The 11,639-nt window shown below is 75.3% G+C and carries 7 protein-coding genes and 1 pseudogene; 3 read left to right on the forward strand and 5 right to left on the reverse strand.

The features are described 5' to 3' along the window. Together ACYC1Z_RS05630 and ACYC1Z_RS05635 are read left to right on the forward strand one after the other, a co-directional pair. Positions 1 to 1,645: dolichyl-phosphate-mannose--protein mannosyltransferase (locus ACYC1Z_RS05630; RefSeq protein WP_461408559.1), on the forward strand; the 1,645-nt coding region annotated here is incomplete at its 5' end. Positions 1,646 to 1,660: 15 nt separating this feature from the next. Further along, positions 1,661 to 2,485, forward strand: coding sequence for an SDR family NAD(P)-dependent oxidoreductase (locus tag ACYC1Z_RS05635; RefSeq protein ID WP_461408560.1), 825 nt, complete (start codon positions 1,661 to 1,663; stop codon positions 2,483 to 2,485). Positions 2,486 to 2,504: 19 nt separating this feature from the next. On the opposite strand, the gene ACYC1Z_RS05640 is transcribed toward ACYC1Z_RS05635, so the two are convergent. After that, positions 2,505 to 3,176, reverse strand: a complete 672-nt coding sequence (locus tag ACYC1Z_RS05640; RefSeq protein WP_461408561.1) for a metal-dependent transcriptional regulator — start codon at positions 3,174 to 3,176, stop codon at positions 2,505 to 2,507. 118 nt (positions 3,177 to 3,294) lie between these two features. Between ACYC1Z_RS05640 and ACYC1Z_RS05645 the strand changes: the two genes are divergently transcribed. Beyond that, on the forward strand, positions 3,295 to 4,533 hold the full coding sequence (locus tag ACYC1Z_RS05645; RefSeq protein ID WP_461408562.1) for an Nramp family divalent metal transporter: 1,239 nt from the start codon (positions 3,295 to 3,297) through the stop codon (positions 4,531 to 4,533). A gap of 35 nt (positions 4,534 to 4,568) precedes the next feature. Here ACYC1Z_RS05645 and ACYC1Z_RS05650 read toward each other — a convergent pair. The 4 genes and pseudogenes from ACYC1Z_RS05650 to ACYC1Z_RS05665 form a co-directional block, all read right to left on the reverse strand. Continuing rightward, a pseudogene (locus ACYC1Z_RS05650) lies at positions 4,569 to 5,027 on the reverse strand (P-type ATPase); the annotation flags it as partial. A gap of 250 nt (positions 5,028 to 5,277) precedes the next feature. Further along, positions 5,278 to 6,738, reverse strand: coding sequence for an NAD-dependent succinate-semialdehyde dehydrogenase (locus ACYC1Z_RS05655; RefSeq protein ID WP_461408563.1), 1,461 nt, complete (start codon positions 6,736 to 6,738; stop codon positions 5,278 to 5,280). Positions 6,739 to 7,028: 290 nt separating this feature from the next. Continuing rightward, positions 7,029 to 8,399: a TIGR02679 family protein gene (locus tag ACYC1Z_RS05660; protein WP_461408564.1), complete on the reverse strand. Its 1,371-nt coding sequence runs from the start codon at positions 8,397 to 8,399 to the stop codon at positions 7,029 to 7,031. Next, positions 8,396 to 11,639, reverse strand: a 3,244-nt coding sequence (locus ACYC1Z_RS05665; RefSeq protein ID WP_461408565.1) for a TIGR02680 family protein, incomplete at its 5' end; no start/stop codon positions are given. The genes ACYC1Z_RS05660 and ACYC1Z_RS05665, both read right to left, overlap by 4 nt.

Raw genomic sequence — 11,639 nt, forward strand, 5'->3', positions numbered from 1 at the left:
CGTCTACGACGAGACGTACTACGTCAAGCAGGCCTACTCGCTGCTCACGCTCGGGTACGAGGGCGACTGGCCCGCCGAGGACGCCAACGACCGGTTCATCCAGGGCGACTTCTCGGACCTGACGACCGACGCCGACTACGTGGTCCACCCGCAGATCGGCAAGTGGATGATCGCCGTCGGGCTGCGGCTGTTCGGCGCGGACAACGGGGCCGGGTGGCGGTTCTCCGCGGCGATCGTCGGGACCCTGTCGGTCCTCGTCCTGGCCCGGCTCGCGACCGGGCTGTTCCGTTCGCCGCTGCTGGGCACCACCGCGGGGCTGTTCCTCGCGATCGACGGGGTACACCTGACGGAGTCGCGGACGTCGCTGCTGGACGTGTTCCTGATGTTCTGGGTGCTGGTGGGCTTCTCGCTCGTGCTGACGGACCGGGAGTGGAGCCGTGCCCGCCTGGCGCACCTGACCGCGCAGCGCCTGGCCACCGGGCCGGCGTCCGGGCTAGGCCTGGGGCCCCGGCCGGGGGTGCGGTGGTGGCTCGTCGCCGCCGGTGTCGCGCTGGGCCTGGCCACCGGGGTGAAGTGGTCCGGCCTGTACGCCGTCGCGGTGTTCGGGGTCCTGGTCTACGTCTGGGACACCACCGCACGGCGGTCCGTGGGCGGCCGGGCGTGGTTCGCCTCCGGGGTGCTGCGCGGCGGCATCCCCGCGTTCCTGGCGCTGGTGCCGACGGCGGCCGTGACGTACGTGGCGGGGTGGTGGTCCTGGTTCGCCAGCCCGGGCGCCTACAAGCGGCAGTGGGCGGCGGACCTGCGCGCGGCGGGGGATCCCGTACCGCGGGGGTGGCTGCCGGACGCACTGAACTCCTGGTGGGAGTACCACCTGTCGATATGGACGTTCCACAACAACCTCGACTCCGAGCACTCCTACGCGGCCCACCCGGTGGGGTGGATCCTGCAGCTGCGGCCGACGTCGTTCTACTGGTCCAAGCCCCCTCCTCCGCCGGAGGCGTGCGGGGCGGACCGGTGCGTCCAGGCCATCACCTCGGTGGGCAACCCGGTCATCTGGTGGCTGGCCGCCGCCGCACTGCTCGTCCTGCTCCACCTGGCGGTGCGCGGGCGCGACTGGCGCGCCTGGGCGATCCTCGCCGGCTACGCCGCCATGTACCTGCCGTGGTTCGCCTACGCCCACCGCACGATCTTCACGTTCTACTCCGTCGCGTTCGTGCCCTTCGTGGTGCTGTGCCTGACGTACGTGCTCGGCTGGGCCATGGGGCTCATCCGCCCACCCACCGGGCCCCCCGGCGCCGCCGCCACCAGCGCCATCACCACCGGTGCCGCCGCCACCGGTGCCGCCGCCGGCGAGGACGGCGCCGTCACCACCAGCGCAGTCACCACCGGTGCCGTCACCGACGAGGACGGCGCCGGTGGCCGCGCCGCGCCGTCGCGCAGCGCCCGGTGGCTGACCACGTCGCGCAGCGCCCGGTGGCTGAGCGAGGACGGCTCGGTCACCCTGACCCGCCGGGCCCGGGTGCTCTACGCTGTCGTGGTCACCCTGGCGGTGGTCGTGTCGGCCTTCTTCTGGCCCGTGTGGACCGGGATGACCGTCCCCTACGACTTCTGGCGCCTGCACATGTGGCTGCCGAGCTGGATCTGACATGAGGAGTGGGTCGTGAGCCGAACCGTGCACGGCGCCCGCGTCCTGGTCACCGGGGCCACCCGGGGCATGGGGCGCCTCTTCGCCGAGCGGGCGGCCGCGGAAGGCGCCGCCACCGTGGTGCTGTGGGGCCGGGACCGGGCGGCGCTGGACCGTGTCGCCGCCGAGCTCGCCCGCCCGGGCCTGACGGTGCGCGCCGACGTCGTCGACCTGACGGACCATGCCGCCCTCGACGACGCCGCCCGCACCGTCCTCGCCCGGGACGGGGCCCCGGACGTGCTGGTCAACAACGCGGGCACCATCACCTCCAACCGCTACTTCTGGGAGCTCGACCCGCGCGCGGCCGAGGAGACCCTGCTCGTCAACACCCTGGCCCCCATGCGCCTGGTCTCCCGTCTCCTGCCGGCGATGATCGACGACGACGGCCGGGCCAAGCGGATCCTCAACGTGGCCTCGGCGGCCGGGATCGTGCCGAACCCCCGCATGAGCGTCTACGCCGCCAGCAAGGCCGCGGCCATGACCTGGAGCGACACGCTGCGCCTGGAGCTGGAGCAGGCCGGGCACGACCACGTGAGCGTGACGACGTTCTGCCCCTCCTACGTCAGCACCGGCATGTTCGCGGGTGCCGGCGGGGTCGTGGCGACGCCGACCCTGCGCCCCGAGGTCGCCGTCGACCGCGCGTGGCGGGCCATGCTCGCCGGGCGCCCCCTGGTGATCACGCCGGCCGCGGTCCACCTGGCCCGCGCCGCCCGCGGGGTGCTGCCCGCCCGGGCGTGGGACCGGCTGGCCCGCACGTTCGGCGTGCACCGCTCGATGGACCGCTTCACCGGCCGCGGCTGACGCCCTCGGCCCGGCACGCTCAGGCGCGGGTGACCCAGACCGCCTCGGCGGCGGTCAGGCCGACCTCGAAGCTCTCGGGCCGGTCGACCACCCGGACGGTGAGCGTGCCGGCGAATGCGCGGCGCTCGAGCACCCGCAGCTCGGTGTCCAGGGCGACGCCCAGGTCGGCGAAGTAGCGCAGGACCTGGGGGTCCGAGTCGGAGATGCGGGCCACCCGCACGTGCGCGCCCCCTTCGGCCAGGTGCAGCTGGACGGCGGCCGGGGCAGGGACCTCGCCGTCACGGGTGGGGATCGGGTCGCCGTGCGGGTCGCGCTCGGGGTGGCCCAGGCGGGCGTCCAGGGCGTCGATCATCCGGTCGGAGACGGCGTGCTCGAGGATCTCGGCCTCCTCGTGCACCTCGTCCCAGCCGTAGCCGAGCTCGGCGACGAGGAAGGTCTCGATGAGCCGGTGCCGGCGCACCACCCCGAGCGCCGCGGCCCGGCCGGCGGCGGTCAGCTCGATCGCCCCGTACCGGGCGTGCACCAGCAGCCCCTGCGCGGTGAGCCTCTTGACGGCCTCGGAGACCGTCGACGGCGAGAGGCTGATCCGCCGTGCGAGCACGGAGGTGGTCACCGGATCCTGGGTCCACTCCTGCACGGACCAGATGACCTTGAGGTAGTCCTGGTTCGCCGTCGTCAGCTCCTCACGCACACAGCCACGCTACGCGACGGCGGGCGGAACGCCGCGTGACGCCGTCGCCGCACTGTGCTTGACTGGGGCCTGGCACCATTTCGGTGACCCGAACAATATTATTTCGGATGAGGGAAATGTGGTGGTACGCGTCCTCGCCTCTCCGCCGCGGCCGCGCCGGGCCCTCCCCCTCCTCGGTCCCGCGTTCGTCGCGGCGGTGGCCTACGTGGACCCGGGCAACGTCGCCGCGAACATCACGGCCGGCTCGCGCTACGGGTTCCTGCTCGTCTGGGTGCTCGTCATCGCGAACCTCATGGCGGTGCTCGTGCAGTTCCAGTCCGCCAAGCTCGGCCTGGTCACCGGCGCCACGATGCCCGAGCTGCTGGGCGAACGCCTGCGCCGCCGGGGCCGGCTGGCGTTCTGGGGGCAGGCGGAGGTGGTCGCGGCGGCGACGGACCTGGCCGAGATCATCGGCGGCGCGATCGCCCTGCAGCTGCTCTTCGACCTCCCACTGCTGCTCGGCGGGGTGATCATCGGCGCGGTCTCGATGCTGCTCCTGGCCGTCCAGGACCGCCACGGCCAGCGGCGCTTCGAGACCGTCATCATCGGGCTGCTCGCCGTGGTCACGATCGGGTTCCTCGCCGGGCTGGTCGTCGCGCCGCCCGCCCCGGGTGACGTGGTCGGTGGGCTGGTCCCACGCTTCGCCGGCACCGACAGCGTGCTGCTGGCCACGAGCATGCTCGGCGCGACCGTGATGCCGCACGCGATCTACGTCCACTCGGCCCTCGCCCGCGACCGGCACGGGCGCGCCACCTCCGACGCCGGACGGGTGCACCTGCTGAGGGTGACACGCTGGGACGTCCTCGCCGCGCTCGGCGTCGCCGGCGTCGTCAACATCGCGATGCTGCTGCTGGCCGCCACCAGCCTGCGCGGCGTCCCCGGCACGGACACCATCGAGGGCGCCCACGCCGCCATCATCACGGCGCTGGGCCCGAGGATCGGCCTCGTCTTCGCGCTCGGGCTGCTCGCCTCGGGCCTGGCGTCGACCTCCGTCGGCAGCTACGCCGGCGCCACCATCATGCAGGGCCTGCTCCACCGGCGGATCCCGCTGCTGCTGCGCCGGCTGCTGACGATGGTCCCGGCACTGGTGCTCCTCGGCGCCGGCATCGACCCGACCTGGGCACTGGTCGTCAGCCAGGTCGTGCTCAGCTTCGGGATCCCCTTCGCGCTGGTGCCGCTGCTGCGCCTGACCAGCGACCGCACCCTCATGGGCGTGGCTGCGAACCGCCCGCCGGTGCGGTGGGCGATGACGGCGATCGTGGCGGTGGTGACGCTGCTGAACGTGGTGCTGATCGTCCTGACGCTCACCGGCTCCTGAGCGCCTCGCGGTCCGGCGCGCGGCTGGTACTGGGAGCCCGCCGCCACGACCGTGGCCCGCACGGTGGTCGGTGCGGCGCCGTTGACGGAGCCGGAGGGCAGGGCGTCGCCGCTCCGGCGCTCGACCGGCAGCGAGTCCCCCGTGAGGGAGGACTCGTCGACGGTGGCTTCGGCGGAGACGGGCACGGAATCGACGGGCACGAGCTCGCCGGGCTCGACCAGCAGCGCCTCGCCGGTGCGCACCTCGTCCACGGTCACGTCGACGCCCGTGCCGTCGGGTGCGAGGCGGTGCGCGGTCTGCGGGGCGCGCTCGAGCAGGGCGGCGAGCTCGCGGCGCGCGCGCCCGGCGGCGTAGTCCTCCAGGGGCGCCCCACCGGCGAGCATCAGGCACACGACCCCGGCGGCCCAGAACTCCCCGACCGCGACGGTCGCGACGATGGCGGTCACGGCCAGGATGTCGACGCCGTACGTGCCGGTCCGCAGGTCCGCGATCATGCCGCGCAGCCGCAGGGCCGCGACGGCCAGCGCATAGGCGGAGCAGCACCCGGACGCCGTCGTGGGCGGCGGCGAGCTCGAGCACACCGCCGACGACCCCCGCGAACAGGGTCGCGGCCACCAGGGGGTAGCCCCGCTCGGCCCGCTGGACGGCTCCCATGCCGCCACGCTCCCCGCAACGGGCGCATCTTTCCAGCGAGGAGCGGCTGCCCTCCGACCCTCCCGAGGCGCCCGCGCGGGCGACGAGCGGTCAGGCCATGGGGTCGGCGATACCGACGTAGACGGTCTCGAGGTACTCCTCGATGCCTTCGTGGGCGCCTTCGCGGCCGAGGCCGGACTGCTTGACGCCCCCGAAGGGTGCCGCCGGGTTGGAGATCACACCGGAGTTGAGGCCGAGCATGCCGGTCTCGAGGACCTCCGCCAGCCGCAGACCGCGGTTCAGGCTCGTGGTGAACGCGAAGGCGATGAGCCCGAACTCGGTGTCGTTGGCCGGTCGGACCGCCTCGTCCTCGTCGTCGAAGATGGTGATGGAGATGACCGGTCCGAAGATCTCCTCCCGGTGCAGCCGGGCGTCCGGATCGGCGCCGACGAGCACGGTCGGCGGGTAGAACCAGCCGGGCCCCTCAGGCACCGACCCTCCCTCGAGCAGGCCGGCGCCGTGGGCGACGGCGTCATCGACGAGGTCGGCGACCTTCTCCCGCTGCGCGGCCTCGACCAGCGGGCCCAGGGTCACGCCCGCCGCGGTGCCGGGGCCCACCACCAGGGCGCGCACCCGGGCCAGGAGCTTCTGGGTGAACTCCGCGGCGACCGTCTCGTGGACGAGGAAACGGTTGGCGGCCGTGCACGCCTCGCCGCCGTTGCGGAACTTCGCCGCCATCGCGCCGGTGACGGCGGCGTCGGCGAAGACGAGGAACGGGGCGTTGCCGCCGAGCTCCATGGAGGTGCGCAACACCTGTTGGGAGGCCGCCCTCAGCAGGGTGCGGCCGACCTCGGTGGAGCCGGTGAAGGAGAGCTTGCGGGTGCGCGGGTCGCTGAGCAGCGGCCCGGTCGTCGCGCCGGACGTGGAGGTGGGGAGGACGTTGACGACGCCGGGTGGGACCCCCGCGGCGTCGAGCACCTCGGTCAGCGCCAGCGCCGTCAGCGGCGTCAGGTGCGCGGGCTTGAGCACCACGGTGCACCCGGCGGCGAGCGCCGGGCCGATCTTGCGGGTGGCCATCGCCAGCGGGAAGTTCCACGGGGTGATCAGGACGGCGGGCCCCACCGGGCGCTTCGTCACCAGCACCCGGGACGTGCCGTCGGTGGCAGCGCCATAGCTCCCGGCCACGCGCACGGCCTCCTCGGCGAACCAGCGGAAGAACTCGGCGCCGTAGGCCACCTCCCCCCGTGACTCGGCCAGGGGCTTGCCCATCTCGAGGGTCATGAGCAGGGCGAACTCCTCCGCCCTGGCGGTGATGGCCTCGAAGGCGCGGCGCAGGATCTCCCCGCGTTCGCGCGGGGAGGTGCGCGCCCAGGCGCCCCGGGCCCGGTCGGCGGCGTCCAGGGCCGCCAGGGCGTCCGCCGGGCCGGCGTCGGCCACGGTGGCGAGCACCTCGCCGGTAGCGGGGTTCTCGACGTCGAAACGCCCGCCGCCGGCGGCGGGCCGCCAGTCCCCGTCGATGTACAGGTCGGTGTGCAGGGCCGCCAGGAGATCCTCCTGGTGGGCAGGCTGCACGGTCAGATGGTCGGATGGTCGGTCATCGTCGCTCCCTCGTCCCCTCGAGACCACGTCCGGGCGGTTCCGCCGGCGGGCCGGGTCCGGTCCTCACACCCGTGTCCCTGGCCGTGCCCGCAGGGTAGGCCCACCGGGGCTGCCCGCGCGGCGTACGCACCCATCGGGGCCTCCTGGACCGCGCGTCGAACTTCTGCTTCAGCGGCACTGACCGAGAGGCGACCGGCGCCGCTCCCGGCTGACGGCGAGCGGCGATGGATGACGACGGGACGCTCCGCCGGGACGGCCGGGGCTCAGGACGCCCATCGCGCCAGCACATCCGCCGCCAGCAGACCGGCCACGGCCTCCTCCTCGACGGCGAGGCCGCACTCCGTCATGGCGACCGCCAGGGCCGGATCCCACGGACACTGCGCCGGGCTCCCGGTCAGCCGGAGCGAGGGCCGGCCGTCCTGCACGGCGGTACGGTAGTCGGCCGCCGTGTAGCGCCACGGCACCCATGCCACGTGCGTCCTCAGGGACCAGGCGATCCGGAGGCCTGCCCAGTCGAAGTCGCCGTGATACCGGACCTCCGCCCCGTCGGCGGCGAGCGTCCGCAGCAGCTCGGTCACCGCTGTGCTCGGCTGGCCCGAGGTGCACACCAGCACCGGGGCGGCGCGACCGGAGCTGCCGGGCGCGGCCCGCACCCAGCGCTCTGCCACGACCTCGACGACCGTGGGGTTCTCGCACACGTGGATCACGCTGCCGCGCACCAACGTCCGCACCCCGCCTGAACGCACCTGGTCCAGGGTCAGCACCGCGGGCATGCGCGCCGCCCGCATCGCCTCCAGCGCGGTCGCGGTGGCTCTTCGCGACCGGTCACAGCCACCGTCGCTCCCGGCTGGTACCGCGCCGGGAACCCCCAGGCACAGGGCGGTGGAGGCCACGTTCGACAGGACGACCCCGGCGGCCGCCCAGACATCGCGGGTCGAGTACTCCCCGTCTGCCGAACCGGGCAGGAACGCCGCCCGGACCACCGCGGCGGCGACCCGGCCGAGCGGCCGGGACGCGTCCAGGCCGTGCGCGTCCCCCACCGCCTCCCGGGCCAGGATGGCCAGCGGCTGCTCGGTGGCCGGCAGCCTCTCGAGCACCGCGGCCACGCTCCGCACCAGGCGCGCGGCTGTCGCGGGTGCCGACGAGGCGGAGGTACGGGCGGCCTCGGCCCCCGCCGCACGTTTGAGCCCACCGGCCCTGCACCAGGTGTCCCACCACGCGGCGAGCCCGGGGAACCGGCCCGTCGCGGGCACCAGGTCGGCACGGGCCGCGTCCCAGGCGGCAGCCTCCCGCGCCCGCTCGACCGCCCGGTCGACCACCGGCCCGCTCACCGTCTCCACGGCGTCGGCGAGGCCGGCGGGCCATGGACCGCGGCGCAGGATCTCCTCGACGACGACGAGGTCCACCCGCAGCGCGGACGCGGGGCGCCTCGGCCGTCCCACGAGCTGCACCGCGGCGGCGCGCTGCCCGTCGGTCGGGTCGGTCAGCCGGACGACGCCACGCAGGGGTTCGTCACCGGCGGTGAGGATCCGCGCACGGACGCGGGAGACGAGCCAGGCCATCTCGGGGACGCCCAGCAGCCGGTCCAGCGCGGCCCGGTCACCGCCGACACTCCCCGACGCATCCTCCGTCATCCGAACAGGGTCACCTCGTCGGGGGCGCTCGTGGCCCCCTCACCGGCCCGTGCCGTCGGGTCCACCTCACCGTCCCGGTAGCGTCGGCGACCGTCCCACCGCCAGCGGGTGACGCCCACGGCGTCGACCCCGTCGACGCGGGAGAGCTGCGCGATCGCGAGGCCGGGCACCTGCGGGTAGCAGCCCCACTCACGCTCGCTGGTCATCACCACGTCGAGGTCGAAGGTGGCCAGCAGGCCCATGGACTTGGCCCGGGAGTCGTCGTCCACGCCGGCGAACGCCTCGTCGAGCAGGATGAGCCGCGGGGCGTGGGCACCAGCCGAGTTGTAGTGCGCCGAGGCGGCGGCGAACAGCGGCACCGAGACCGCCAGCGCCCGCTCGCCGCCCGACGCCGGACCGGACGCCGAGCGCCACGTCCCGTTCTGCCAACGCTCGACGACGAAGGTGTGCCAATGCCGGTAGTCCAGCGCCTGCTCCAGGTGCTCCTGCCAGCTGCCGGCCGGGTCGGCCTGGCGGACCTCGGCGATCCGCGCCTGCAGGAAGTCCCCGATCGCGGCGCGGTCCCGCGCCGTCCAGGTGGCGTCGGAGCGGACCATCAGGTCCCGGGCCGCCGACAGGCCGACCGGACCGTCACCGCGTTCCCGCCACCTCATCCGCAGCTGCATCCCGGTCGAGGTCTTGCGGTCGGCCAGCTCGCGATTCATCCGGTCGATCTGTTCCTCGGCGGTGAGCAGCAGCTCGTGCAGGTGCCCGGCCACCTCGTTGACGAGGTGGTTCTCGAGGATCTCCCGCTCGCGGGCGCTGAGCAGGCGCTCCCGCTCCGCGACGTCCTCGGCCAGCCGATCCGCCAGCCGGTCGACGTCGACCTCGCCGTGGAGGTAGCGCACCCGCACCACGAGCACGTCCCCGTGCTGCTCGACGAAGGCCGTGTGCCCGTGCCGGCTCATCTGCGCGCCGAGCTCCGTCGCCGCGCCGGACACACGCTGCTGGGCACGGCCCCACGCGCCGTCCGACTCGTCGACCTCGTGGAGCTGCTGCTCGGCGGTGCGGGACAGGCCCAGCGCGGCGGTGAGGTTCCATCCCTCCGGCTCCTCCGTCGCCGGGACGGCCAGGTCGGGCAGCGCGACCCGCAGCAGGCCGGTCCCGGCGAACACCCGCAGCGCCTCGATCGTCGCCTCGCGCGTGACCGCGGCCTCCTCGCGACGCTCGTCGAGGCCACGGACGTTCTCCACCAGGCGCCCGTGTCTCGCCGCGGCGGTGAGCTGCTCCTTGGCGATCCCCCGGAGCTCCCCCGCCACTCGGTCCAGCGCGGCGGTGGTCTCACCGAGCCGGGCCTGCAGCTCGGCCACCGATGCCCCGACGGTGGCGTGCAGCGCCTCGTACCTCGCCCGCAAGGCGGCGGCCCGTGACCGCAGGTCCCGGTGGTCCGTCTCGCGCCGCGCCAGGGCCTCGGCAGCCTCGCCGGCCCGTTCGGCGGCCTGCTCCTGCGCGGTCGCCGCGTCCGCGGCCGAACGTGCCGCCCGGCGGGCCTCGATGAGCGCCACCTCGTAGGAGTTCACGGCGCCCAGGGCATCCTCGGTCTCGGCGGCTGTGGTGCCGACGCCGAGCTGTGCGGCCTGGTCGGTCAGCTCGTCGACGGCCCGGGTGGCCGCCGCGGCGGCGCGCTCCCAGGCGTCCTGGGCCGCTGCGGCCTTGCCCTGGGCCCGCTCCAGCTCCCGCTGCGCCGTGGCGACGTGCTCGTGCGCCCGGCCCACCTCGCGCTCGAGCCGGGCGGGGTAGGCGGCGCGCTCATCCCGCACCCGCTCCGCCTGGCGGTCGGCCGCGGCCACCCGCTCGCGCGCCGCCGTCAGCTCACGGTGCAGGTCCTCGGCCCGTGTGCGGAGCGCGGCGAGCAGCTGGCGCCGGTGCGCCGCGCGCGCGCCGGCGCCGAGGAACTCGGCCCGCTCCTTGGCCCAGGAACCGCGCGCCGGCCCGGAGCCCCAGCGGCCGTCGCCGTCCACCCACCAGGTGGCGCCCGAGGCCGCACCCCACCCGATCCGGCCGAGCACGGCCGCGACCGCGTCCGCGCCGACCGGACTGTCGGGTCCGGTGGCGGGCACCAGCACCTCGGCCAGCGAGACCGCCGCGTCCGGTCCCGACGGTCCGAGCACGACGTCGTCCTCGGCCGTCAGGGCGCCGTCCGGGAACACCCAGGCGTCCAGCAGGCCGGCCGACTGGAGCGCGGCCTCGACGCCGGCGCGCTCGGCGTGCGGCACCGTGTCCGCGAAGTCGGTCAGCCACCACAGCGGAGCACCGAGCCGACCCTGCCGGGCGCGGTGGTCCCGCCCGGGGGACGGCGGCGGCTCGGGGTCGTGCCCGGCCTCCAGGCCGGCGATCTCCGCGCGGACCCCGGCCAGCTCCTCCGCCAGCCGCTCCGCCGCGTGCTCGGCGTCGGCGCGCTCCCGGCCGGTGCGCCCGAGCGCCGTCGCGACGGCCCGGTCGAGCGCGGTCGGCACGGGCGGTTCGCCCGACATGCTGCGGGCCCACCCCTCGGCCAGGTCGGCGAGCTCGTCCGCCCCGGCGTCGAGGGCGAGTGCGGTCAGGGCGCCCACGTGCTCCCGGACCGCGGTGCGGTAGGCCGTCACGGCGGCGGCGACCACCTCGCCCGCGGCGGAGTGCTCCTCGGCGCGGGCGGCCGCGTCGCTCTGTGCCGCATCGAGGGCCCGCTGCTCGCGGTCGGCATCCGACCGGGCCCGGTGGGCCGCGTCGACCAGCCGACGGACGTGCCGGAGCTGCTCGCGCCTGCGGGTCAGCGCCCGGCCCGCGGCGTCGGCGTCCCGCGCGATCGCGGGGTGCTCCGCCTGGAGCCCGGCGGCCGCGGCGAGCCGGGTGGCGGCCACCTCGTGCCGGCGGGCCTCGGCGGCCCACTCCTCGTGCCGGCGGGCCGTGGCGGCGGCGTGCTCGCTATCCTTGCGGGCCATCGCGGCCGCCCGCTCCGCCTCGCTCCGGGCGTCGGCAGCGCGCCGCTCCGTCTCGGTGGCCTCGCGCGAGGCTTGGTCCAGGCGGTCGGCGTCGCGCATCTCCGGGCTCGTCCGAAGCGCCTGCTCCCGGCCCTGCAGACCGCTCTGCCGCTCTGTGGCGTCCTCCTGCAGCCGGGCGAGCCGCTCGACCTCCTCCGTGGCGCCGTCGAGCTGCTCCTCGGCCTCGCGCAGGTCCCGGCCGGCGTGCTCATAGGCCGAGTTGGCCAGGCGCACCGCCGTC

The organism is Georgenia sp. (assembly GCF_054605595.1).

Bases quoted from the DNA above. Each gene is read 5' to 3' on its own strand.
- ACYC1Z_RS05660 (WP_461408564.1), bottom strand. From the start codon at position 8,399: ATGACGGAGGATGCGTCGGGGAGTGTCGGCGGTGACCGGGCCGCGCTG.